Annotated in this window: 23 protein-coding genes and 3 pseudogenes; 15 read left to right on the forward strand and 11 right to left on the reverse strand. The window is 68.7% G+C overall.

What is annotated here, in order from left to right; all coding sequences use genetic code 11:
* The first annotated feature begins 49 nt into the window (after window positions 1-49).
* Entirely contained in the window at window positions 50-763 is a 714-nt protein-coding gene (locus AB0N63_RS32115; protein ID WP_365534638.1) for a hypothetical protein, read from the forward strand.
* Window positions 764-936: 173 nt separating this feature from the next.
* Here the strand turns inward: AB0N63_RS32115 and AB0N63_RS32120 are convergent.
* Window positions 937-1,533 (reverse strand): annotated as a pseudogene (locus AB0N63_RS32120) (IS5 family transposase); the annotation flags it as partial.
* 40 nt (window positions 1,534-1,573) lie between these two features.
* On the opposite strand from AB0N63_RS32120, the gene AB0N63_RS32125 reads away from it, so the two are divergent.
* Window positions 1,574-1,975 carry an IS5 family transposase gene (locus AB0N63_RS32125; protein WP_365534691.1) on the forward strand — a complete coding sequence of 134 codons (402 nt, stop codon included), beginning with the start codon at window positions 1,574-1,576 and terminating at the stop codon, window positions 1,973-1,975.
* 431 nt (window positions 1,976-2,406) lie between these two features.
* A complete protein-coding gene (locus tag AB0N63_RS32130) occupies window positions 2,407-3,198 on the forward strand; it encodes an IS5 family transposase (RefSeq protein ID WP_365534694.1) in 792 nt (263 codons plus the stop codon).
* On the opposite strand, the gene AB0N63_RS32135 is transcribed toward AB0N63_RS32130, so the two are convergent.
* The 3 genes and pseudogenes from AB0N63_RS32135 to AB0N63_RS32145 form a co-directional block, all read right to left on the reverse strand.
* On the reverse strand, window positions 3,155-3,688 hold the full coding sequence (locus AB0N63_RS32135) for a hypothetical protein (RefSeq protein ID WP_365534696.1): 534 nt from the start codon (window positions 3,686-3,688) through the stop codon (window positions 3,155-3,157). The two genes, AB0N63_RS32130 and AB0N63_RS32135, sit on opposite strands and share 44 nt — an antisense overlap.
* Before the next feature lie 334 nt (window positions 3,689-4,022).
* Window positions 4,023-4,705 (reverse strand): annotated as a pseudogene (locus AB0N63_RS32140) (transposase); the annotation flags it as partial.
* A 73-nt stretch (window positions 4,706-4,778) separates the two neighbouring features.
* Entirely contained in the window at window positions 4,779-5,159 is a 381-nt protein-coding gene (locus AB0N63_RS32145; RefSeq protein ID WP_365534640.1) for a MerR family transcriptional regulator, read from the reverse strand.
* Window positions 5,160-5,651: 492 nt separating this feature from the next.
* On the opposite strand from AB0N63_RS32145, the gene AB0N63_RS32150 reads away from it, so the two are divergent.
* From AB0N63_RS32150 to AB0N63_RS32180, 7 genes are all read left to right on the forward strand, one after another.
* A complete protein-coding gene (locus AB0N63_RS32150) occupies window positions 5,652-6,593 on the forward strand; it encodes a chlorophyllase (protein WP_365534642.1) in 942 nt (313 codons plus the stop codon).
* 298 nt (window positions 6,594-6,891) lie between these two features.
* The gene (locus AB0N63_RS32155; RefSeq protein WP_365534644.1) at window positions 6,892-7,860 is read left to right on the forward strand and encodes a hypothetical protein; all 969 of its coding nucleotides are present in this window, start codon (window positions 6,892-6,894) and stop codon (window positions 7,858-7,860) included.
* Between the two features lie 134 nt (window positions 7,861-7,994).
* Entirely contained in the window at window positions 7,995-8,273 is a 279-nt protein-coding gene (locus AB0N63_RS32160) for a hypothetical protein (RefSeq protein ID WP_365534646.1), read from the forward strand.
* Window positions 8,230-8,784: a DUF6879 family protein gene (locus tag AB0N63_RS32165; protein WP_365534649.1), complete on the forward strand. Its 555-nt coding sequence runs from the start codon at window positions 8,230-8,232 to the stop codon at window positions 8,782-8,784. The genes AB0N63_RS32160 and AB0N63_RS32165 overlap by 44 nt, the downstream gene beginning before the upstream one ends.
* 8 nt (window positions 8,785-8,792) lie before the next feature.
* On the forward strand, window positions 8,793-9,641 hold the full coding sequence (locus AB0N63_RS32170) for a helix-turn-helix transcriptional regulator (protein ID WP_365534650.1): 849 nt from the start codon (window positions 8,793-8,795) through the stop codon (window positions 9,639-9,641).
* Window positions 9,642-9,737: 96 nt separating this feature from the next.
* Window positions 9,738-9,920, forward strand: a complete 183-nt coding sequence (locus AB0N63_RS32175) for a hypothetical protein (protein ID WP_365534653.1) — start codon at window positions 9,738-9,740, stop codon at window positions 9,918-9,920.
* A gap of 44 nt (window positions 9,921-9,964) precedes the next feature.
* A complete protein-coding gene (locus AB0N63_RS32180; protein WP_365534655.1) occupies window positions 9,965-10,357 on the forward strand; it encodes a DUF6415 family natural product biosynthesis protein in 393 nt (130 codons plus the stop codon).
* Window positions 10,358-10,997: 640 nt separating this feature from the next.
* On the opposite strand, the gene AB0N63_RS32185 is transcribed toward AB0N63_RS32180, so the two are convergent.
* Window positions 10,998-11,993, reverse strand: coding sequence for an aldo/keto reductase (locus AB0N63_RS32185; protein ID WP_365534657.1), 996 nt, complete (start codon window positions 11,991-11,993; stop codon window positions 10,998-11,000).
* A gap of 520 nt (window positions 11,994-12,513) precedes the next feature.
* Window positions 12,514-13,077, reverse strand: a complete 564-nt coding sequence (locus AB0N63_RS32190; protein WP_365534659.1) for a TetR/AcrR family transcriptional regulator — start codon at window positions 13,075-13,077, stop codon at window positions 12,514-12,516.
* 417 nt (window positions 13,078-13,494) lie between these two features.
* Between AB0N63_RS32190 and AB0N63_RS32195 the strand changes: the two genes are divergently transcribed.
* Entirely contained in the window at window positions 13,495-14,166 is a 672-nt protein-coding gene (locus AB0N63_RS32195; RefSeq protein WP_365534662.1) for an SDR family oxidoreductase, read from the forward strand.
* Between the two features lie 813 nt (window positions 14,167-14,979).
* On the opposite strand, the pseudogene AB0N63_RS32200 reads toward AB0N63_RS32195, so the two are convergent.
* A pseudogene (locus tag AB0N63_RS32200) lies at window positions 14,980-15,225 on the reverse strand (integrase core domain-containing protein); the annotation flags it as partial.
* A gap of 124 nt (window positions 15,226-15,349) precedes the next feature.
* Between AB0N63_RS32200 and istA the strand changes: the two are divergent.
* The 3 genes from istA to AB0N63_RS32215 are packed head-to-tail and all read left to right on the forward strand — an operon-like array spanning window position 15,350 to window position 18,161.
* Window positions 15,350-16,768 carry an IS21 family transposase gene (gene istA, locus AB0N63_RS32205; protein WP_365534664.1) on the forward strand — a complete coding sequence of 473 codons (1,419 nt, stop codon included), beginning with the start codon at window positions 15,350-15,352 and terminating at the stop codon, window positions 16,766-16,768.
* Entirely contained in the window at window positions 16,765-17,538 is a 774-nt protein-coding gene (gene istB, locus AB0N63_RS32210) for an IS21-like element helper ATPase IstB (protein ID WP_351656014.1), read from the forward strand. The genes istA and istB overlap by 4 nt, the downstream gene beginning before the upstream one ends.
* 26 nt (window positions 17,539-17,564) lie before the next feature.
* The gene (locus tag AB0N63_RS32215; RefSeq protein ID WP_365534668.1) at window positions 17,565-18,161 is read left to right on the forward strand and encodes a hypothetical protein; all 597 of its coding nucleotides are present in this window, start codon (window positions 17,565-17,567) and stop codon (window positions 18,159-18,161) included.
* A gap of 10 nt (window positions 18,162-18,171) precedes the next feature.
* Here AB0N63_RS32215 and AB0N63_RS32220 read toward each other — a convergent pair whose 3' ends face one another.
* The 4 genes from AB0N63_RS32220 to AB0N63_RS32235 all read right to left on the reverse strand — a co-directional run bounded on the left by AB0N63_RS32220 (window position 18,172) and on the right by AB0N63_RS32235 (window position 21,256).
* Window positions 18,172-18,891 (reverse strand): IS3 family transposase, encoded by a 720-nt coding sequence (locus AB0N63_RS32220; RefSeq protein ID WP_365534669.1) that lies wholly within the window; start codon window positions 18,889-18,891, stop codon window positions 18,172-18,174.
* Window positions 18,892-18,914: 23 nt separating this feature from the next.
* On the reverse strand, window positions 18,915-19,241 hold the full coding sequence (locus AB0N63_RS32225) for a transposase (protein WP_365534671.1): 327 nt from the start codon (window positions 19,239-19,241) through the stop codon (window positions 18,915-18,917).
* Between the two features lie 345 nt (window positions 19,242-19,586).
* Window positions 19,587-20,045: an SRPBCC domain-containing protein gene (locus tag AB0N63_RS32230; protein WP_365534673.1), complete on the reverse strand. Its 459-nt coding sequence runs from the start codon at window positions 20,043-20,045 to the stop codon at window positions 19,587-19,589.
* A 191-nt stretch (window positions 20,046-20,236) separates the two neighbouring features.
* Window positions 20,237-21,256 (reverse strand): winged helix-turn-helix domain-containing protein, encoded by a 1,020-nt coding sequence (locus AB0N63_RS32235; RefSeq protein WP_365534676.1) that lies wholly within the window; start codon window positions 21,254-21,256, stop codon window positions 20,237-20,239.
* 309 nt (window positions 21,257-21,565) lie between these two features.
* On the opposite strand from AB0N63_RS32235, the gene AB0N63_RS32240 reads away from it, so the two are divergent.
* On the forward strand, window positions 21,566-21,850 hold the full coding sequence (locus tag AB0N63_RS32240; RefSeq protein ID WP_365534678.1) for a hypothetical protein: 285 nt from the start codon (window positions 21,566-21,568) through the stop codon (window positions 21,848-21,850).
* Window positions 21,851-22,318 lie beyond the last annotated feature (468 nt).

A 22,318-nucleotide genomic window follows, 5' to 3' on the forward strand; every position in this document is an offset into this window, starting at 1 on the left:
CCCTCTTGTCCTTATCGGCGTCATTGCCCTTTTCGCCGGAATCTACGCCGTGAACTTGTGGTATCTACCAGCCGCGTGGGGTATCACACGAGGCCAGGCCGCAGCCATCCTCGGCGTGGTTGAGTTGGTCCTGATTGTCATGGTCGTCTTCGTCAACATGGCTGACTCTCAGAGCGTCGCGGAGGGTCGGGAACGAGTTCGCTCTGCAGAACGGGACTTCGAGGCGGCCCTGCAGGTAGCCCGTCAAGAGCCGGATGTTGCCAGTGCGGGCGAGGGTTGGGCACACCAACTCACTGCTGCGCGTTTGACGCTGGCAGAGCTATGGACTGTGACGCATTCAAGGCTCGACCTGTATCACGCAATCGCGACAGGGCAGGCACGGCGGTCGTTCCGAAACGCGCAGGTCGCCATGATTATCGGCTTTGCATTGTTGATCCTGTTCGTAGTAATCGGCCTGCGGGCTAGCACCACGGCGGGAAGCGTGGTGGCTGGTGGGCTGGGAGCAGTCGCGGCGGCTCTCGCCGGATTCGTCAGTCGGACCTTCGTGAAGTCACAGGAGGCTGCGGCCAAGCACCTACGCGGCTACTTCGACCAGCCCTTGGAGTTCTCTCGGTACCTCGCTGCTGAACGTCTCATCGCCGATGCAGGGCTCACGCTTGAGCAGCGGGCCGAAGTCCTGACGGCACTTGTTCGGGTGATGGTCGCTCCCCAGGGTGGAGCGCCGACCTCAAGTGGGGGAAATACGCAGCAGCCCCAACCGTAGGGTGTGCGACTGCCCCAGGTGTTTTGGTCCCAAATAATCGTGAACCGCCCCGTCTTCGAGCCCCTTGGTGACGGGACCGTCCAGCTTTCGCTCGCCGACGCCGAGTAGTAGCGCCGTCAGGCGTCGGTCGGCGCTGGTTTCCTCGGCCAGCTGGGGGTGGCCCCTTTCCGTGCGAGGCGCCTGGTCATGAGGGTGATGGCGGCCCAGGTGATCAAGGTCTCGGAGTGCTGGATGAGCCGTTCGTAGTCCCTCGCGTGGCGGCGGGCGTGCATCATCCAGGCGAGTGAGCGTTCGACGACCCAGCGGCGGGGCAGCACTACGAAGCCGGAGGCGTCCTTGGGGCGGCTGACGGGCTTGATGGTGAGGTTGAGGTGCTGTTTCGCCCAGTCGACGAGCTTCCCGGCATAGGCGGAGTCCGCCCAGACGATCGTGATCTCGGGGTGCATCAGCCGCAGGCGGAAGAGGACTTCCTTGGCCGCGGCGGCGTCATGCAGGTCGGCGGGGGTGACCATGACCATGAGGGGAAGGCCGCGTGTATCGACGACCAGGTGGCGTTTGCGCCCGTTGATCGTCTTGCCCGCGTCGTAGCCGCGGGTGGCTTTGGAGACGGTCTCCGCAGCCTTCACGCTCTGCGAGTCGATCACGGTGGCCACCGCCCTGGGGCCTTTGTCCATGTCGCGGCGGATCCGGCCGGCTATATGGTCGCGGATTTGGCCGATGATCCCGGCGGCTGCCCAACGGGCCATGAACCCCCAGACCGTGCGCCAGGGAGTCTTCAAGGATCATCGGGTGGTGGATCATGGTGGGATGATGCGCCGCCATAAACTCACTGACCAGGAGTGGGAGTTACTCGCTCCGCTGATACCGCGGGCCGCAACGGGCCGGCCCCGGGTGTCAGACCGCCAGGTCATCAACGGGATGGTCTACAAGATCCGCACCGGCACCTCGTGGCGTGACCTGCCCGAACGCTACGGGCCTTGGCAGACGGTCTACACCCGCTTCCGCCGCTACGCGATCGACGGCGTGTTCGCCCGGGCCCTGCAACAGATCCAGGCCCGGGCGGACGCCGCCGGGGACATCGACTGGCTGGTCCAGATCGACTCCACCATCGTCCGCGCCCACCAGCACGCCGCCGCCACCGGCCGCAAAGGGGGAGGCATCGGCAGGACGAACCGGACGATCACGCCCTCGGCCGATCCCGAGGCGGACTGACTACCAAGGTCCACCTCGCCTGCGACGGCAAAGGCCGTCCTCTGGCCCTCCTCGTCACGCCGGGCCAGCGCCATGACAGTGTCTGTGCACGCATCCGCGTTCCCCGCAGCAGCCTCGGCCGGTCACGCTGCCGACCCGACCAGGTCATCGCGGACAAGGCTTAGAGAGTGTTGTCTTTTCGATCTTGAGCGGTGGCGGTCGAACGCGGTTTCCCGGTCGGGTGATCTGGCCGTGGCCGGGGCATGAGGACGGGGCCTCCTGAACAGCTCGTGGGTGTCGAATCCATAGAGCAGCAGGAGGCCCCGGTGCCGCAGTCTTCCGTGTCGATGGCAGGGCAGTCCAACTCGGCTGCTCCATCCTGTGATTGCCTCGCGCACGTGTACGGCAACGCGGCCGACCAGCCCGAACGGCAGCGCCGGTACCCGACGGACATGACGGACGCGGAGTGGGCCGAGGTCCGGTCACTGCTGCCGGTGCCGGGCTGGATGCGCGGGCGGGGCGGCCGGCCGGAGGGGTATTGCCCCCGTGCGATGCTGGACGCGATCCGCTATCTCGTGGACAACGGAATCAAGTGGCGGGCGATGCCGGTCGACTTCCCGCCGTGGGACCGGATTTACGCCTTCTTCCGCCGCTGGCGCGACCATGGCCTGGTCAGCGAGTTCCACGACCGGCTGCGCGCCAGGGTTCGCGAGAAGCTGGGCAGGGATACGGAGCCGACGGCCGGGGTGATCGACTCGCAGTCCATCAAGGCGGACGCCGTCGTCGGCGCCGACAGCCGTGGCTACGACGGCGGCAAGCAGATCAACGGGCGCAAGCGGCACGTCGTGGTCGATACCCTCGGCCTGCTGCTGGGTGTGATGGTCACGGCTGCGGATGTCGGCGACCGCACCGCCGCGCAGGTCCTGCTGGCCCAGGTGGCCGCCGTGCACCACCGCCTCGCCCTCGTCTGGGCCGACGGCGGCTATACCGGCAACCTCGTCGAGCACTGCCTGGCCGCCTTCGCGCTGGTGCTGGTGATCGTCAAACGCAGCGATGACATGCGCGGCTTCGTGGTGCTGCCCAAGCGGTGGATCGTCGAGCGTCTTTTCGCCCATCTCATGCGCAGCCGCCGCCTGGCCCGCGACTGCGAGCGCCGCACCGCCAGTGCCGAGGCGGTCATCTACTGGTCGATGACCATGGTCATGAGCCGCCGCCTGGCCCGGCCACACCGCGGGCGGGCGTGAACCGGCCCGCGGCCGGCTCGGCCAGCCAGCCGCGCGCGACCAGGCGTTTCGCCTTCGACCGGAGCGCCTCCACCCTTGCCGGCACCACGTCCATGCCGAAGGCGGCGGCCATCTCCTGGCAGGTCACCGGCCCCTGCCCGAGCCGGGCCCGGTCGGCTGCCACCTGCAGAATGCGCTGATAGTCCGCCGACAACACCGACCAGGCCAGACCTTCACGCCACACGGGCACCTGCGACTTCGCCTTCGCCGCGTCCCGGACGACCACCTGCGCATCCGTGTCCCGCGTTTCCTGGACGACCGCCACGGCCGCGGTGCCGGTGTCCGGAGTCAGCACGTCACCGACTCGCCTGCGGGCGATCACCCACTCCTGCCACTCCTGCTCGGCCGCGGCCAACTCGGCCTGGATTCGGTCGGCCTCCTCCCGCAGCCCGTCGACGCGACGGCGAGCAGCGAGCTCGTGCTGTTCCAGCAGTCCAACAACCGACGGCATCCACGACCTCCCGGGCAGCGACAACACGACACGCCACTACTCCCAAGAGACCGCCGACCTATGCCCCACCAGCAGAAACGCAGTCCTCAAGTCCGGAAAGGCAACAACTTCTGAAGCCCGGTAGGGAGCCGATCCACGGTTTAGCTGAGCTGAGCTGTCGCTGTATCCGCGGGGACCCCGACAACGTGACCAGCGCAAGGCGTGCATTGCGCACGCCGCCCTGCTCCAACCCTCGGCACCGAAGCCGCCCGCCTTGAGGCCGCCGTCCTGCCGGAGTTGGAGGACGCCCCCGAGCCTGGCCTGGACCGCGGCTGGTTCCGCCGGCGGACCTGACCGGCCGGGTGCGGGGACGGCCGACGGGCCCGCGCACCCGCACCTTCTTCAGGACGGGGATGAACTGTGGGCTGTCGGCTGCCTGGCCCGCTGTCAGGATGAACGCCAGCGGGCGGCACTTGCGGTCGGCGGCGAGGTGGACCTTGCTGGTCTGTCCGCCCCTGGAGCGTCCGAGGAGGGCGGCCTTCAGCCGGAGTTTGTGCCGACGCCGGACGCGTCGTCGTTCTTCCCGCGCGGGATCGCTTTCGCTCTCCTGCCCTGTTTGTTCTTCGAGGCCGCCCCCTTTGACCTGGCCTTCTCCTCCTCGGCGGCGGCTTTCTCCAGGGCAGTGACAACGTCCTCACCGAGGTGCATCCCGGCCGCGTCGTGGTGGGCACGGGTGGTGGTGGAGTCGATGCTGACCAAGGACAGGTCCACCTCACCGCGCTTCGCGGCTTCCGCGATCAGGCCCTCCAGCAGCGCCTCGAAGATCCCGGCGTCACGCCACTGCCGGAAGCGGTTGTGGACGGTCGACCATGCACCGAATTCTGTTGGCATCTCCCGCCACTGGCCGCCCGTCTTGAACCGCCAGATCACGTCCTCGAACTGCTGCCGCAGCCGCTCGGGGTACGGGCCGTACTCGCCAATCGGCAGGTACGGCTCGATGAACTCCCACTCCAGGTAAGTCAGTTGTACTCGTGTCACGTACGACGGTCTACCGGACCAGACCGTGCCACGAAGGTACATCCCGCAGATTGATCACGACTCGATACGTGCCCTAGACGGCCGTGTTTCGTCGACAGGGGGTGCCAGTGCGCATGTTGGCGGAGGCGCTGGCGATGACCGAGTCGAGCCGGTCCCGGGTGCGGTTCAGGTCCGCGATGCGCCGGTCGATGCCGTCGCGCTCTATGGCAAGGCGGTCGAGAAGCTCGGGCGTGGCTTTGCCGTCTATGACGCAGGGTGTCAACTCGGCGATGGTCTTGCTGGACAGGCCGGCGGCGTACAGATCCCGGATCAGCCGGATCTGGTCAACAGCGGCTTCCGCATAGTGGCGCTGGCCGCTGTCGCTGCGCTCGGAGACAAGCAGATTCTGCTCCTCGTAGTACCTCAGGGCGCGGGTGGTGACTCCGGTCTTCCGGGCGAGTTCTCCGATGCGCATTCCCGTCTCCATTTTCATGTGACTTACGCCACGCCCGCTTGCCTTTGACGTCAACGTCAGGTTTTAGCGTAGCCGATATGAACTTCTGCCGGGGATTCCTGCTGGTAGGCCCCCGGCAGGCAACGGGTTGAACGAAATGGAGCGCCCATGAATGAGGACACCACCCCGCGCCCCAGCGGGTGACCGGCGGGGAATAACACGCCTGGGCCCCTCAAGTGGGGCGGCGACACGACCGTCAACAAGATGAGAGGTCTCGGGGAGATCAATCTCCGTCCGGTCGATGTCGGCGAGGACTTTCTGGTGCGGATAGGGACTGGTGCGTGGTGATGGAGGTCCTCTCCCCACCCTCGGTACCCAGTCACCTGCCCGCAGTGGTGGCCATCCCGCTCAAGCAAGGCGGGGGCAAAGCGCGGACACCCCGACGCCGATCGCATCCTCAATCTCAAGACCTCCTGATCCACCACTCGCACCACACCTGAAAGAAGCACACACATGGCCATCAACCAGACGACAGGTCTCACCGGCCCCCCGTCCACCCCGATCATTTCGGTCAAGCCGCTCATGCTGCCCGCACCGTGGCGCGGCGAGGACCTGCACGTACGCATCTCCGCACCGGTCACCGGCGCCAATCTGCCGATCGTGCTGTTCGCGCACGGATTCGGCTCGAACCTGGACGGCTACGCACCATTGGTCGACCACTGGGCCTCCCACGGCTTCGTGGTCGCCCAGGCCACCCACCTCGACTCCAAGCGCTTCAACGTGGCCGCGGACGACCCCCGCAAGCCCCATATGTGGCGCTACCGCGTGCAGGACATGAAGCGGATCCTCGACGAACTCGACACCCTGGTGGCATCCGTGCCCGGTCTGGCCGGTCGGGTCGATCACAGCCGAATTGTCGCGGCCGGACACTCCTTCGGCGGCCAGACCGCGGGCATCCTCGTGGGGCTTCGCGTCACAGACCCGGTGACCGGCGTCACCGAAGACCTGTCCGACTCCCGGGTCATGGCCACCATCCAGCTGGCCACCGCCGGCGAAGGCGGCGCCAACCTGAGCCCCTTGGCTCTCGAGGTCGCTCCCTGGCTGCGCGACCAGGACTTCTCCCACATCACCGCCCCGGGACTCGTCGTCGCCGGCGACAAGGACGAACTGCCGCTTTCCACCACGGGCCCGTCCTGGACGAGCGAGCCCTATACGCTCAGCCGGGGCAACAAGAGCCTGCTGACGGTCTATGGAGGCCAGCACTCCCTCGGCGGCATCCCCGGCTACGACGCAGCGGAGACCACCGACGAGAACCCCGACCGCGTCGCCCTCGTCCAGCAGGTCACCCTCGCCTACCTGCGCCACATCACTGGCACCAACGACACCGACTGGGAGACGGCCCGGACCGTCCTCGCCGGCGATTCCCACGCGTTGGGACGACTGGAGTCCAAGTGACCGCCACCGGCCCGAGGCGCGCGCCAACTATGGGACCGGGGAGCTACCTCGCCGGACTCCACCTCCGGGCCTCCGTGATCTGGATCAAGGACCTCACACGAGCGGCCCCTTGATCACAATCGAATACGCTCCCTAGTGGCGTACTGCCGATCACCGCCCGCTTCCGGAGCCACGCCGCCGGATGCGGGGGTCAAGGTCCTGCGGGGCCCGCTCCCAACCGTTCTGCGTTCCGTCGTGCTTACGGCAGTCGTACGAGCCGGTGCCGGGGGCGTGGCCCGGTCCGGCCAAGGAGTACGTCATGCCGAAGAACCAGTCCACCGCCGCGCAGAGCGCCCGCCGGGCGAGCCGGCACGGGGGCAAGTACACCGAGGCTCTGCGCCGCGCGAAGACCAGCGAAGCGACGCCGCGCACGCCGCACGTCCTGCGGTTCCTGGCTGAGCACTCGGGGAACCTCTGCCACCTGGTCGGCGGGATCACGGCGGCCTGGGCGCACAGCGGACAGCGGGTCCTGCTCCTCGAGGAAGCCGAGGACTACTGGCGCTGGACCATGAGCGGCGTGTTGGAACGCCGTCCGAGGCACCGCCGCAAGAAGGAGACCGAGCCGGCCGCCCCGCCGGAGCCGACCACCAGCACGCTGTGGGCATCGCCGGACGGCCCCGGCGCCCTGGTGCGCTACACCTGCATGTGGGAGATCCGCCACCCCTCGCGGGGGAGCGACCGCGGCTGGCCCCGCACGGACCGCAGCCCGCTCGTGGCCGCGGTGGCCGGCGCCCTCGACGCCTACGACGTGATCGTCCTTCTGCCGACGTCCGGATGGAGCTACCCCGACCGGGAGAGCGCGACGGCGCACGTGGTGCTCGGCGAGATCAACGTCTTCCCCGACGCCGACTGCAGGACCGCCCTCCCCGGGCCCGGAGGCGAAGAGAAGGGCGTTCCCCTGAGTCCCGAGCAGAGCGCGGCGGTACTGCGGGAGCGCTGCCTGGGCTTCCTCTTCGGCTTCCCCGGCCTGCCCATCCGGCGGGACGGAGTGATCTGGCAGTCGAACGGCGAGCTGCCCGTCGACGCGGACTACCTGGCGGGCGTCGACCGCGACATGGACCGGGCCGGGCTGCGCCCCCTGGGCTGGTCGCTCGCTGGTCGGTGGCCCGACCAGCACAGGCAACTGCCCGTGGACCAGATGAAGGATTCCGGCTTCGTCCAGCAGTACCGACCCGTCGCGGAGCGCCTGCACACGGCACTGGACGCCTGCCCCGCCAACAGGAACTGACTCGGGAGGGCCGGTCCGCTTCGCGATCCGCGGGTCGGTCTTCCGGCGTTCACGGTCCTCTTGACCGGCTCTCAGTCCGTGCGGGACGGTCGGTGCGCGCAACTATGCGCAACCACGTCGCAGGGGAGAGTGCCATGACGTTACGGTTCGTCGGGATCGACCCGAACACCGGAGGCGAGGGATCGCCCACGGTGTGGGTGGAAGAGGAGAGCGCGGACCTGGTTCTCCAGGGCGAGGAAGCCGACGCACTCCTGAAGGACTTGGTCGGCTCTACCGAGTGGGTGGCCGGCCACAGGGCCGGGATTCCCCCGCACGAGCGGGTGATCCGGATTCCGGTGCGCATGGTGTCGATTCTGAGGGAGGCGTGCGATGCCGCTGAACGTGCAAGCGCTGAACACCGCGACGTTCGCTGAGCTGCTCGCCGACACCCGCCGCACGGCCGTTCATCTGGAGATGCGCGACGTCTACGCGGTGGGCGACGAAGCGGATGACTACGCCGCCTTCCTGCGGACCGGCGTCCCGAACCTCGATCCGGCCCGCTCGTTCTGGCCCCAGTGGATGCCGCTCGTGCAGGACGCGGTGGCCCGCGGTGTGGTGATGCGCCGGGCGCGGATCGTCTCGGAGCCGGTCACCGACTACATCCGCTACGAGCACGCCATCACCCCGCTCAATCTCCAGGCCGGGGAAGACGTGCGCTGGCTGCCCCGCCGCCACGCTTCCGACATCGCGCTGCCCGGCAACGACTTCTGGCTTCTGGACGAACGGCTCGTGCAGTTCCACCACTTCACCGGCACCGGCGACTGGGCACCGGACGGCAAGGAACGCACCACCGACCCGGCCGCCGTCGCGCTGTGCCACGCCGCGTTCGAGGCGGTGTGGGAACGCGGCATCCCGCACGAGAAGTACACCGTCCAGGCCTCCTGAGCAGACCTGTGCCCGCCTCCCCATCGTCCAGCGCACAAGCGGCCCGCCAGGCGCTCGCCGTGCGCCTCACGCACCTGCGCAAGGACGCCGGCCTCACCGGGAAGGAACTCTCCGCCCGGTGCGGCTGGCATCCCGCGAAGACCACCCGCATCCAGAAGGGCGACGCCCCGCCCTCTGACGCGGACATCCGCGCCTGGTGTTCGGCGTGCGGCGCGGACGACCAGGCCGACGACCTCATCGCCACCGCCCGCGCGGTCGACTCCATGTATCTGGAGTGGCGCCGCCTGCACCGCACTGGCATGCGCAAGGTCCAGCAGGACTTCAACACCCTGCACGAGCGCACCCACATCTGCCGGGTCTACGTCTCCAACGTGCCGCCGGGCTTCTTCCAGACGCCGGCCTTCGCGACCGCCCTCATGGAGCAGATCACCGCTTTCCAGGGCACCCCCAACGACGTCGCCGAAGCGGTCGCCGCCCGCATCGCCCGCTCCCGGTTCCTCTACGAGGGCGGACACCACTACGTCGTCCTCATGGAAGAGTCCGTCCTGCGCTACCGCACCGCCGCCCCCGACGCGATGCGCGGGCAGCTGCGTCACCTCCTGGCGGTGATGCCGCTGGCGTCGGTCTCGCTGGGCATCATCCCGTTCACCGTCCAGCGCACCGTGTGGCCGCTGGAGGCGTTCTACCTCCACGACGACACCACGGCCGTGGTGGAGACTCTGACGGCGGAGATCAAGGTCAAGCAGCCGCGCGAGCTCGCCGACTACGCCAAGGCGTTCGCCGGCCTGGCGGAGATGGCCGTGTACGGCGACGCCGCCCGCGACCTCATCCAGGCCGCGATCGACGCCCTGGAGTGAAGTCCCGCAATTTCCCGCAACTTCGTTGAGGAGGCGCCCCGTTGCTGCGTAGCGTCGACGGCGCCGACGGACCACCAGCCGGAGAGGCGGGGCTCCATGCGCACATCCACGGACACCACCGCCCCGGCCATCGAGGGCCGCGGCCTCCAGTCGCCTGCCTACGGCGTCCCCTCCCCGGGCCTGCTCGCCCGCGCGGACCGCGGCTTCGCCCGGTTCCTCGCCCAGCACACCGAGGCCCAGGACGACCGCCCCGGCGGCGGCGAGGACCCCCAGTGGTGACCGCCGGCCACCCGCGCGATACCGCCCCAGCAGCGAGGCCCGCCATGCACACCAGCAGCCACACGGTCCTGCACGACCCCGACGGCCTGATCGAAGCCGGGCTCCCACTCGATCGCGAACCGTACGAGAGCCTCGTCAAGGCCGTCCTCGCCTGGACCGACCAGGACGCCCTCACCGCCCGCGACCTGGAGCAGATCGCCCTCCAGCTCACCGGCCACGCCCGCGCCGTCGCCTCCGACGTCCGCCGCCGCGCCGCCCAACTCCCCAAGGACAGCGGACCCCGGGCGCTCGCCGACGTCGTCCTGCGCGAGGCGGAAGGCCGGCTGTCCGTGCCGATCGAGGGCACCGTGCGCTGCGTCCAGAACCGCGCCCGCCTCGTCCGCGCCCTCTACGAACGACTGGACCGCCTGGAGGCCGCGCGCCCCCAGGCCGGGTGACCACCCTCCGCACCCGGCACGACCACGGGCCCGGGTGCGGAGGGCCGCACCCTCAGGAGGACTACGCGGGCGCCGGTTCCGGGCGCAGCGAGGCGAGCGGCGAGCGCCGGCCCTTCTCCACCGCGCGCAGCTGCTCCCAGTCGACTTCGGGTGGGCGGGGACGACCGCGTCGACGGAGGCGGTGGTGTAGAGCGCGACGTCGACGGCCCCGGCCCGGCTCGTGCCGAAGCGGACCTCGATCGACTGCGGGGAGCGGACCCAACCGAGCCGGACCATGTGGTCGAAGTCGGCACGGCGCACCCGGAGGCGGGCGGCAGCCTGCTCGGGACCGAGCGGGGTGTCGGCGGCGACCAGGTCCGCCAGGTCCTCGCGGCGGCAGACTTGGTCGACCTGGTTGGGGTGGTGCAGCGTCCCGTCCGTGTTCGCGCTCAGGTCGACCAGGAGGCCGCGGTCGACGAACCGGCGCACCACGAACGCCGTCACGTTCGCCACGTCCTGAGCCGCCCCATCGCGTCTCACCGAGATGCGCCCGACCGCTCCCCTGCGGCATCGCAGCCGATCCTGCGGCACCTTCGCCCTCCGGAGGTCTCCGGCCACCCACGGCCTGGCCGGTCGAAGCGAGCGCGGGCAGAATCCGCCCTCACGGTGAACTGGTGGGTGTCGTGGGTGCGTGTGCGGCCAGGAGGCCCTCGGCTCGCAGGTCCTCCCAGAGCTGGGCAGGGATCCGCGTGCCGAATGACTCGTGGTTGCGTTGCACTTCGTCCGCGGTGCGCATCCCGACGACGATGCCCGCGACGACAGGGTGGAGGAGGGGGAAAGCCATCGCCGCTGCGGGCAGCGGTACGGCGTTAGCCTGGCAGATGTCGGCCATGCGCTGGGCGCGCTCGAGCGTCTGGGGGGTGGCCGGTGCGTAGTCGAACGTCGCGCTCGCGGACGGCCGGGCCGTGGCCAGCAGCCCGGAGTTGAAGACGGAGGCCGCGATCACCGAGACGCCTCGCTGCGCGCAGGAGGGCAGCAGGTCGTCGAGCGCGCTGTGGTCGAGCAGCGTGTAGCGACCGGAGAGCATCACGACATCCACGTCCGCCTCCCGGACCAGCCGGGTCAGCTTGCCCGGGTGGTACATGCCTGCCCCGATCGCGCCCACCACCTTCTGCGCCCGCAGTTCGGCAAGGGCCGGAAAGCCCTCGTGCAACGCCGCTTCGAAGTGCCCCTCGGCGTCGTGCAGATACAGCACGTCGATCCGGTCCACGCCCATCCGGGCGAGGGAGTCCTCCACGCTGCGCAGCACACCGTCCCGGGAGAAGTCCCAGACCCGGCGGTGGGTGGCGGGCACCTGGAACGGCTCGTCCGTCCGGCCCGCCGGGTCCTGCGGAAGAAGCAGCCTGCCGACCTTCGTGGACAGCGTCCACTCATCGCGCGGCTTGCCCCGCAGAAGGTCACCGATCCTGCGCTCGGAATGCCCGATCCCGTAATGCGGCGAGGTGTCGAAGTAGCGGATTCCGCTCTCCCATGCCGCCTCGAGCGCCGCCGCGGCGGTCTCGTCGTCGAGCGGCTCGAAGAGCCCGCCGAGCGGGCCGCCCCCGAACCCCAGCTTCGTGACCTGCACGTCGCTTCTGCCGAGCTGAGTCTGCTGCATCCGCTGATTCCCTCCCATGGCTGACGGCTGCCGATCATCCTGGCGCGGCCCGTGACGGATCTCCAGAGGCATGTACGTAACCGCTTCCGGCGGGACTGACTCCGCGAGCACTGCGGGGTGCTGGGGCCGGTGGCGCTGGCGGATCCATCGGCCCTGTGATGCCAAGTGCGCTCCTCCGGGGATCCCTTGGCTCGTCACGGCGGCTTCGGGCCGGCCGTGCGGCCGCGGCATGGATTGTGCTCCCGGGGACGCTCGGACGGCAGAGTCGGTGGTCGCCGGTGCAGCCGCCCGGGGAACGGTCGCGAGGCCGATGGCCCGCCGTGTTGTTGAGCTGGGCTCGTGCGTAACGCTCTCGAGTCGGCCGGGGACATCCGACGGGGCATCGCCGATGGACGGAGCAGCAACGTCGCGGTGGCGGAGGAAAGCCAGTCGATATCCGTGAGGTGAAGCCCGGCTGTAGCCCCGCCATGGGGAACGGGGCATCGTGGCCAACCCGCCGGCCACCCGAGTTGATGCCCGTTCACCCTGCCGGAGCGGCGGCTGCGAGTCCGGCGACGAGGGCGGCCGTGAGGGTGTCCAGGTAGGCCTCCTGCACGGGTGGCGCGCCGGGGATGAGCAGGCGCAGGAGCAGGGGGGAGATCAGCAGGTCTGTGCCGAGTTCGCGGTCGAGTGCGGCGGGCAGTTCGGCGCGGTCCACGGCGCGCCGCAGGATGGCGGCGGCGGCTTGGCGGCGGGGTGCGAGGACGGCGATGCGCAGGGATTCAGCGAGTGCGAGGTTGCGGGCCGACTCGCCCAGGAGGTCGGCGGCGATGCGGACCACGCGCGGGTCGGTGGTCTGCGTGTGGGCCACGTCGAGGAAGCCGCGGACGTCGCCGGCGAGGGAGCCGGTGTCGGACACCTCGGGCACGGTCTGGCGGACCAGGCGTTCCACCAGGTCGAGGAGCATGGCCTCTTTGGAGGTCCAGCGCCGGTAGAGCGCGGCCTTGCCGACGCCGGCGCGCTTGGCGACCGCGTCCATGGTCAGGCGGCTCCAGCCCGCCGCCGCCAGCTCGTCGAACGCGGCCTGCTCGATCGCTGCGGACACGGCCGGATTCTGGGCGGGTCCGCGGGTGCCGCGTCGGCGGCCTTGGGAGAGTGCGCTGTCTGTCTCCGGCATGCGCGGAGCATATCAAAACGTGGAACTCTTGCGTTCCGTGTTTCTTCGGCTTATGGTCTGCCGAAACACGGAACCACTTGGTTCCACGTTGTGGGTCGTCGGGAGGGGATCGCGAACCACGACAGTGCCCCCCGCCCAGCATCATCGGACGGCGAGGCCACCATGGGCCGCGTGTGAACGCACGGCGTCCCAAGGCGCCAGGCCACACGTTCTTCCAGCCGTCCGGCGCCGGGACCGCTGTCAGAACCTCGGCAGCAGAGGCCGAACCACCCGAGCCGACCGCCCGACGCCCACGCCCGATCGAACCAGCGCTACCCAACGGAAACTCGTAGAGGAGATATCGCTGTGCCCACCATCGCCATCGTCGGAGCCGGCCCAGGAATGGGCCTGGCCATCGCCCGTGCCTTCGGTGCACGCGGCTACAACGTCGCTCTCGTCGCCCGCAACCACGACACCCTCAACGACCTGACCAGCCGCCTCGAAGCCGAAGGCGTCACTGCCGCGGCCTTCCCAGCGGACGTACTCGACCGCGACGCACTCACCCAGGCACTCAAGGACGCCGCCACGCGCTTTGGCGATATTGACGTCCTGGAGTACTCGCCCGCCGGCAGCCTCCGCACCACAACCCTCACGCCCCCGTCCGCGACCGACCCGTCCGACGTCCAGTGGGCGATGGACCTCCTGCTCTACGGGGCCATCGCCGCCACCCGGGCCGTGCTGCCCGCCATGCGCGAAGCCGGTGCGGGCACCCTGATCTACACCAACGGCGCCGGCTCCATCGACCCCAACCCGATGCTCGGCAACCTCAACGCCGCCCAGGCCGCGCTGCGCAACTGGGTGCTCGGCCTGCGTAAGGAACTGTCCGGCACCGGCATCCAGGCCGCGCACGCCGCCATCGGCGTATGGGTCGGCACGGACGGGCCGCCCGGAGTGCCGACGGCTTCGCCCGACGAAATAGCACCGCTCTACTGGGAGTTGCACACGCATCGCGACGAGGAACGCATCTTCACCCTCTGACACCCCTGGCCCTCAGTGCACCTGCCCGGCTCGCCGCCCCCGGATCGGCCGGGGCCTGAAGTCGCCCACCGCCGTTCCCGGGCGTCCGCATGACCTTCCTCGCGCCGCTGACGGGTGTCGTCCCAACGTCACCTCTGGCCGGGACGGGACCGAGGGGGTGAGGTGACCGTCGGCTCGATTCGTCTGGGACAGCGCCGGCGGTGCCCGGCCCTCCTTGTGCGCGGAGATGGGTGAAGCCGGGGCGGTGGGGGCGCCGTTCGGTGAGTTTGCTGCTTCGTCAAGACGGCCCTTCAGGCCGTATGCAGTGGCCACATGGGGGAGTGCTCGCGGAGGCCGTCGTTCCAGTCGGGTGGTGATCGTCCGCGAGCTGTCTGGCCGGTCGATGGCCGGGCAGCTTCCTGCACGCCGCGAGCCCGTGAGGGCGGTGTGGCCTCGGACTCCGCTACCCCGGGATGCGCGTGCCCCGGGGGCCGAGCTGGAGTCGCGCACGAGGCCGTGACGAGGTGCGCCGGCGTGCGCTGGGGATGTGGCTGGGTGGTGTGTGCCGGGCCGGTGTGGCAGTTCTTTTCGGACTGGTGCGCGAAGCGGGCCTTTACCTCCATATGCGGAGGCAGGGCCTCAGCCTGACCGGAGCGAAGGAGGCGACGTTCACCCCGGCGCGCCGGTGAGCGTCGCCGTGGGCCACCGCCTCGGGATGCTCCACGATGGAGGCCAGCGCCTGCGGCCCGGCGACCGTGTATGTCAGCACCAAGTCCCCCAGCGAAAGCACCACCTGCGCGCCCCGGCTGAACCGCTCCGGGATCGGTGGAGGCTCTATGCGCTGACTCCAGCCGCCGGTTGGGGCTGGTGTTGAGCGTAGTGGTTGGTCTCGTGCTCGTGGGGCGGGATGTCTCCGATCGCGGTGTGGAGGCGCTGGTTGTTGAACCAGTCGACCCATTCCGCGGTGCCGAGTTCGACGTCGGCGAGGCCGTGCCAGGGCCTGCGGGGCTTGATCAGCTCGGTCTTGTAGAGGCCGATCTGGGATTCCATGAGCGCGTTGTCCAGGGCGTCGCCGACAGTTGTCGGCGTACAAGTGAACGTGCACCACTGCGTACGGATGAAAGTGCACCGTTGTTGATGCGGTGAGGTTGGTGTCGCGCGAGTCTTCTGTCGTCCTGTTCGGGGTCGGTGGAGGGCGGCGAGAGTGGTCTTGGATCCGCATCGCTGGTTGGAGCTGAGGCGGTTTCGCGGTCTGTATGATTCCGGCGCGATGAGCCTGCGGGAGATCGCGAAGGAGACCGGGCTGAACCGGCGCACGGTCGCCAAGTACCTGTCAGGCGAGACTCCGGTCGCGCCGCCGCGAAGGGCGCCCAACAGGCAGCCGTACCGGCGGATCGTGGATGAGGTCGCGCCGTTGATCGACGCCATGCTGCGGGCCGAGATCCTGCTCAAGGGGGCCGTTATCCACGAGCGCCTGGTGGCCGAGTACGGGTTCACCGGCAGCTATCAGCGGATCAAGATGTACTTGCAGGAAGCCCGCCCGCGGGTCGCGGAGGAACTGGGCATCAGCCCGAGTGAACTGGCGGGCCTGCACCGCAGGTTCGAGGTGGTGCCCGGGGCCCAGGCCCAGGTGGACTGGGGTGACGAGGGGAAGGTCCTCGCCCACGTCGGGATCCCGAAGGTCTACTCGTTCCACATGACCTTGGCCTACTCGCGTGATCCGTTCTGCTGCTTCACCACCAGCCAGGACCTGACCACTTTCTTCGACTGCCATCGCCAGGCGTTCGCCCACTTCGGCGGGGTCCCGATGTCGATCGTTTACGACCGCACCAAAACGGTGGTCCGCCGGCACGTCGCACCAGGCGAAGCCGTTCCTCTGCATCCGGAGGCTGTCGCCTTCGCCGGGCACTACGACTTCGATCCCGATGTGCTGGCCGCCTACCGGCCCACGGGCAAGGGCCGGGTCGAGCGGCAGGTGCTAATCGTCCGCGAGCACGTCTTGGCTGGCCGGGCCTTCTCCTCGGTCGAGGAACTCAATGCCGCGTTCACCGCCTGGGTGCCGCTGCGGCGGGCGAAGGTGCATGGCACCCACGGAGAGGTCATCGGTCTCAGGGCGATCCGCGACCACGTGGCCCTCCGCCCGCTGCCGCCGACGCCTTATGTGGTCACTCAACGACACCTCCGCCACGTCGGCAAGGACTGCCTCGTCGCCTTCGACGCGAATCTCTACTCGGTGCCGGCCCGCAAGGTCCGCCCCCGTCAACTGGTCGAAGTCAGGGCCACGAAGTCCCAGGTCATGCTGCATGCCACCGCACCCGATCGCACTGGCGAAACCCTGCTGGCCGCCCACCCGCGGGCGGTCGGCCGAGGCGCCCGCATCGTGGATGAGAAGCACTGGGACGGCCTGCCCACGGGAGCCGGCCGCCGCGTCACAGTCGGCGATGGGAGCCTGCCCCGGCCCCGCCGGCAGAACACAGGCCCCGAAGCCGGGCCGCTGGCGGCCCTGCTGAACCGGGCCGCGGTCACCCAGATCGAGGTCGGCCGCCGGCCTCTGTCGGTCTATGACGAACTGACCGGCACCCGCCCCTTCACCACCAAGCCGAGCGCGAAGGAATCGTCTTGAGCGAGCTGGTCTCCACCCGCATCCGCAACACGGCCGGCAAGCTGGGCCTGCCGCACCTGGCCGAGGCCCTGACTCAGTACGCTCAGCGGGCTGACGAGGCCAAGATGGGTTACCTCGACTTCATCGACCTGGTTCTCTCCGAAGAACTCGCCGTCCGTGAGGATCGCCGCTTCCGCACCGGTCTGCGGATCTCGAAGCTGCCGCACCACAAGACACTGGACGACTACGACTTCTCGTTCCAGCCTGAGCTCGACCCGCGCAAGGTCAAGGATCTTGCCACATTGTCGTTCGTCGAGGCCAAGGCCAACGCTGCCCTGCTCGGGCCGCCGGGAGTGGGCAAGACGCATATCGCCGTCGCTCTCGCGGTCGCGGCCTGCCGGGCCGGGTACTCGATCTACTTCACCAGCCTCGACGACATGGTCCGCAACCTCAAGACTGCCGAGGGCGCCGGACGGCTGACCAGCAAGCTCGGCAGCTACCTCCGACCGGCGGTTCTCGTGGTCGACGAGGTGGGCTACCAGCCCCTCGAGCGCGCGGAGGCCAATCTGGTGTTCCAGGTCATCTCAAAGCGCTACGAGAAGGGCTCGATCATCCTGACTTCGAACAAGACCTTCAGCGAGTGGGGACAGGTGTTCGGTGACGAGGTTCTGGCCACCGCCATCCTCGACCGACTCCTGCACCACTGCGACGTGATCTCCATCAACGGCCCCAGCTACCGGCTCAAGAACCGGCTCGCTGCCATCGAGCGAGACCAGGAGAGCGCAGCCTAATAGTTCGTGTGGTCGACAATGAGCGCATGGACGTCCCTGAGCTGCTCGAATCAGCTTCCCTGCTTGTTCCGGAAGAGACCGCCACCGAGAACGACATCACGGTGCGAGACATCTGGGACTACCTCGTCCACGACGAGTGGGAGATCGCCCTGGGCCTGCTGGAAGAACTTGGGGACGTTCGCTCGCTCCCGCTGGCGTTTTGGGAGAAGCTCGCCGACGCGGCTGAGCAGCTCCGGCTTGAGCGGAGCGCGGCCTGGTGCCATTGGCGGTGCTCCGAGATTCGTCATGGCGTAATCCGGGCGGATCTGACGCTCCGTCCTGCCGCGGAGGCGCGACGCACCACGGCAATCTCCGGCGCCGGAGTTCTGCGACCCATGTGGGACATCGGACATCTCTCGCCCACCGGTGGACATGCGGTCAGCATCGCCTCGCTTTGGGTTGAGGACATGCCCTATCTGGAGCCCGGCGGGCGAGCCACGGTTCGACTCGTGCCCCTCACTCCCTCCCACTGGACGCACCTCCAGCCCGGCCAGCAGATCGCGATGCACGAGGACCGAACCGTGGCCGGCACCGCAGTCATCCTGGAGGTTCATCGCCCTGCCACCGCCATGCCCGCAGCGTGACGTGGCTGGCTCAGAGCCTCCCTGCTGGTGCACGTATCTCCGTACTTGGTGGAGCACTCACAGGAGTACGCCGACAACAGTGCCGATCGAGGCATCGATACCCGCCTCGATCAAGTGCGCGGTGAACGCGAAAGACGTGTATTGGCTGCCTGTATCCGAATGATGAACCAGCCCCGGGCCAGCGGGGAGTTCCGGCGCGGTCGCGGCGCCACAGAGCCATGTCGAGGGCGTCGAGAACGAGCTTGGCCCGCTTGCTGGTGGCGGCGGACCAGCCCACGATCGCCCGGGAGAACACGTCCACGACGAACGCGACGTAGACGATCCCGGACCAGGTGGCGACATAGGTGAAGTCCGCGACCCGTCTTTCGTTCGGCCGGGACGCCGTGAAATCGCGTTGCAGCAGGTCACCTGCCCGATCATGGTCGTCGTCCCGGATGGTGGTGCGGATCTTCTTCCCTCGCCGGGCGCCCTCCAGGCCCAGGTCGCGCATCAGCCGGGCGACGGTGCAGCGGGCCACCGGTATGCCCTCGCGATGCGGTTGCCTCCAGACTTTCCTGACCCCGTAGACGCTGAAGTTGTCCGTGTGGACGCGGCTGATCTGCGCCTTCAGTTCGGTGTCGCGGACTGTTCGGGTGCTGGGTGTGCGGTTCTTCGCCGCGTAATAGGTGCTCGTCGCGATCTTCAGTCCATGGCTGGTCAGGACTCGGCAGATCGGCTCGACTCCGAACACCTTCTTGAACTCGTCGATGAACGCTACGAGCGCTTCGACGGCCGGTCGAGCTCGGCCGCGAAGGAAGCCGAGGCCGCCTTGAGGATCTCGTTCGCCCGCCGCAGTTCGGCGTTCTCCGCCTTCAGGCGCTTGATCTCTGCAGCCTCGTCCGAAGTCACGCCTGGACGCTGGCCGGCATCGACCTCGGCTTTGCGGACCCAGGTTCGCACCGTCTCAGCGGCACCGATCCCGAGCTTCGCGGCGACCGCCTTCATCGCGGCCCACTCGGTCGGGTAATTCGGGCGGACCTCCGCGACCATGCCCACCGCACGCTCACGAAGCTCAGCAGGATAGGGGGACGGACGTGCCATGACTCGATCCTCTCAGGGAATCGAGCCTCCATCAGACCCGGAGCGGTTCACGGTGGTGCTTGTCTCTATCCGCAGCTGCTGGGATGGCAACCTTCAAGGAGGCGCTCCGGCGAGGACCGCCGAGGCGAATCGAGGGCTGGTGCCGTCTGCTTCGTAAAAGAGGTCGGCCGGGGTCTTCGGTCCATGCTGGTGGTGCTTCTTCACCGTCATGTTCAGCAGCGCACGAGCACGGCCCAAGACCCTCGTCACTCAACTCGCGGTCCTTGGTACCGGTTGTCGGACAGACCCAAATTCGTCCCGGACCTGACACTGTGGTCTGCGGCTTGCTGATGGTCTTCGGGGCGTTCAGTTGCTTGTCTGTGCGGTGAGGAAGGTGCTGAGGCTGTCGAGGAGCATGGTGCTGCCCTGTTCGGCCATGTCGCGTTCCGTGGCGGTGTCGCAGGTCTGGTGGAGCACGATCTGTGTGCGGTGGTCGTCCTCGTCCTGCTCGTCGAGGTCCACGGTCATGGTGGCGGGCGCGGGCTTGCCGGGCACGTCCATGCCGATCACCAGGCGCCGGTTCTCGGTGACCTCGAGGTAGGAGCCGGTCAGCGGGAACTGCCCGCCGTCGGGGGTGAGCATCGTGGCCTTCCATGCTCCGCCCGGCCGCACGTCCATCTCGACGGAACCGGCCGCGACGCCCGCCCACCGGGCGTACTGCTCGGGGGTCGTCCACGCGCGCCACACCTGCTCTACGGGTGCGTCCAGGGTGCGGGTCAGCGTGTAGGCGAAGCCGTCGGCCGCGGTGTTCTGTTCGGTGTTCATAACCTGTCTCCTCGTGTTCCGGACGGGGTGTCGCATCGTAGACGCTCGCCGACGGGAGAACTCATCGGTGTACCGTCCCGGACCGCAAGAACCCGACTCCCCGCTCTCCTCGTAACCTGCAGGCGTCGGCCCCGCAGACACGCCGGCCCGCAGATTCTTCGGCCGTTTCCGTGCCGGTCCGGGCCTGCCGCTCATGGAGCCAGGGAGGTGCCATTGAGCAGGCCGGCCCCCAGGGGGGTGAGACTGTGATGGACAGCGCTGCCGTGACGGATCGTGGTAATCAGCCCGGCGCGGCGCAGCACGGTGGCATGCTCACTGGCACTGGCCAGGGAGACGTCCAGGCGCTCGGCCAGCCGGCTGCTGGTGCACGGAACTTGGCCGATGGCGTCCAGGGCGCGGGCGCGGGTGCGGCCCAGCAGTCCCTCCAACGCCTTGAGTGAGCCCTCCTGTGTGGTGGTCAGCACCCCGGCAACCTCACCCGCGGTGCGCAGCACGGGAACGAACAGCACCGCCGGCTCCTGGCCGTCGGGGCTGAAGAAAACAGTCGGCCTGCTCTGGTAGAACACCGACGGCACCAGCACCAAGCCCCGCCCACCGAGATGGAGATCGTCAGCCCGCCTACCGCGACCGATCTCCAAGATGGGCGAGCGCCAGCGGAACCCCGGTGGCAATCCGGCCAGCACCGCCTCCACCCCCTGCTCGGCATAGACACGCGCACGGCCGGCCTGCTCCTGCTGTAAGCGGGTTCGGATACCCGACCAGTACGGGGCCACCGCCACCCGGTAATACCCGCCCAGGAAGTCCACCAGCGCCCGCCGGTCGGCACGATCATGCGCCGGATCCCCCCATGCCAGACCTGCCCACCGGTCACTGCGCCCGGTGTAGTGCTCACGCAGTTCCCTGGCCCCCGCGAACTCCTGCGCCATCAGATCCGAACCAGCAGCACGCAACGCCTCCAAACCCTCCTCCCAGGAGGCCGCCGGACCAGTCACGGTGAACAGGTCCACGAAGCCGCCCTGGAACAGCGCCGCAGCCGGGTGCGCCACCGTCCTATGCATCTGCCGCACCCGCTGACGCCACCCATCGAACACCGCAGGCCCGGCCGGCTGCTGCAAGGTGGTCAGGCTGAGGAACGTCTCGCCCAGCGGCCCCCAGGTGTCCATCACCCGGGTCCTGGCCAGATCCTCCCGGCCGAAGTGAACACGAAGCACCGACCAACACCTCCATTCGCATAACCCACCGGAGACCGACCCTCCCGCCCCGCATGCGGCATGCCTAGATCCTTTTACGTCAGGAGCTTCGGCCTAGGCCGAAAGGAGTGGCTGGTGAAGTGGGGCAGCCTTCAGAATCGTCTCGTTGGCGCGGCAAAGGGCCCGATCCAGAAAATCTGGAAATGGCTCTGTCCGGCAGTGAAACAGGCTGACGAACAACGCTGCGCCCCTGGAATCGGTAATGCAAGCCTGAAAAAGGAGTAATCCCGACTTCGGCGCATTGCCCGACACCCCTCTTAAGGAGCATTCATGCGTACTCGTACATGGCTCGCCGGTTTCCTGGTGGGAGCCGCGTTGCTGGCCGGTGGTTCGGTTGCCACCGCACAGGCGGCACCCGCCGCTGCAGGAGAGTCTGTGAAGGAGTCGAGTGCACTGGCCCTCTACTGGACGGACAGTGGCGAACGCTTCAACCGGCTCGCCCCGTGCGACACCCGCGGCTCGTGGTACTGGGACAACTACTCGAACGTCTACAGCTGGGACTGCCGGTGGAACGCCACTAACCGGAACTACCAGTTGTGGCTCCAGAAGGGTTGAGCCCTACAGTGCGTCCCGCATTGAGTCTGGTCGGGTAACCGCTTCGGAGCCCCCGGGGGCCCGGCTCCAGAACCAATCTAGGGATCAGTCTGAAGCATGGGGGTGGCCCGGTTCCGCCAATGATACATGCTGCATCACCTGATGCAGGGTCACGCAACCCCCGCCACCCCCCTTCCCCTTGTTGCTTGGGCCGTAGGCCCGTTGGCCGACCCGCGTAGCGGGGCCGGCCTTCGGGGCGCGCAGCGCTCCGGGTGGCTGGAGCGCAGCGTAAGCCACCTGCGGGGCCGCAGGCCCCGCAGCTCCGGGAGCGCAGCGGACGGAGCGTCACCCGCGTTGCGGAGCAACGCGGGTGGACTGCCCGCGCAGCGGGCAGTAGCGCTCACGCGGAGCGGGTCCCCTCCGGGCTGCGCCCGGAGGAAGCGAACACCCGCGCGCTGCGCGCGGGTGTTGCGCTCCCGCTCCGCGTGA

The organism is Streptomyces sp. NPDC093260 (assembly GCF_040683715.1).
In the GTDB taxonomy this organism is placed as follows: Bacteria; Actinomycetota; Actinomycetes; order Streptomycetales; family Streptomycetaceae; genus Streptomyces; species Streptomyces sennicomposti.

Bases quoted from the DNA above. Each gene is read 5' to 3' on its own strand.
- AB0N63_RS32125 (WP_365534691.1), top strand. From the start codon at position 1,574: ATGCGCCGCCATAAACTCACTGACCAGGAGTGGGAGTTACTCGCTCCG.
- AB0N63_RS32130 (WP_365534694.1), top strand. From the start codon at position 2,407: ATGACGGACGCGGAGTGGGCCGAGGTCCGGTCACTGCTGCCGGTGCCG.
- AB0N63_RS32135 (WP_365534696.1), bottom strand. From the start codon at position 3,688: ATGCCGTCGGTTGTTGGACTGCTGGAACAGCACGAGCTCGCTGCTCGC.
- AB0N63_RS32145 (WP_365534640.1), bottom strand. From the start codon at position 5,159: ATGCGCATCGGAGAACTCGCCCGGAAGACCGGAGTCACCACCCGCGCC.
- AB0N63_RS32150 (WP_365534642.1), top strand. From the start codon at position 5,652: ATGGCCATCAACCAGACGACAGGTCTCACCGGCCCCCCGTCCACCCCG.
- AB0N63_RS32155 (WP_365534644.1), top strand. From the start codon at position 6,892: ATGCCGAAGAACCAGTCCACCGCCGCGCAGAGCGCCCGCCGGGCGAGC.
- AB0N63_RS32160 (WP_365534646.1), top strand. From the start codon at position 7,995: ATGACGTTACGGTTCGTCGGGATCGACCCGAACACCGGAGGCGAGGGA.
- AB0N63_RS32165 (WP_365534649.1), top strand. From the start codon at position 8,230: ATGCCGCTGAACGTGCAAGCGCTGAACACCGCGACGTTCGCTGAGCTG.
- AB0N63_RS32175 (WP_365534653.1), top strand. From the start codon at position 9,738: ATGCGCACATCCACGGACACCACCGCCCCGGCCATCGAGGGCCGCGGC.
- AB0N63_RS32180 (WP_365534655.1), top strand. From the start codon at position 9,965: ATGCACACCAGCAGCCACACGGTCCTGCACGACCCCGACGGCCTGATC.
- AB0N63_RS32185 (WP_365534657.1), bottom strand. From the start codon at position 11,993: ATGCAGCAGACTCAGCTCGGCAGAAGCGACGTGCAGGTCACGAAGCTG.
- AB0N63_RS32215 (WP_365534668.1), top strand. From the start codon at position 17,565: ATGGACGTCCCTGAGCTGCTCGAATCAGCTTCCCTGCTTGTTCCGGAA.
- AB0N63_RS32225 (WP_365534671.1), bottom strand. From the start codon at position 19,241: ATGGCACGTCCGTCCCCCTATCCTGCTGAGCTTCGTGAGCGTGCGGTG.
- AB0N63_RS32230 (WP_365534673.1), bottom strand. From the start codon at position 20,045: ATGAACACCGAACAGAACACCGCGGCCGACGGCTTCGCCTACACGCTG.
- AB0N63_RS32240 (WP_365534678.1), top strand. From the start codon at position 21,566: ATGCGTACTCGTACATGGCTCGCCGGTTTCCTGGTGGGAGCCGCGTTG.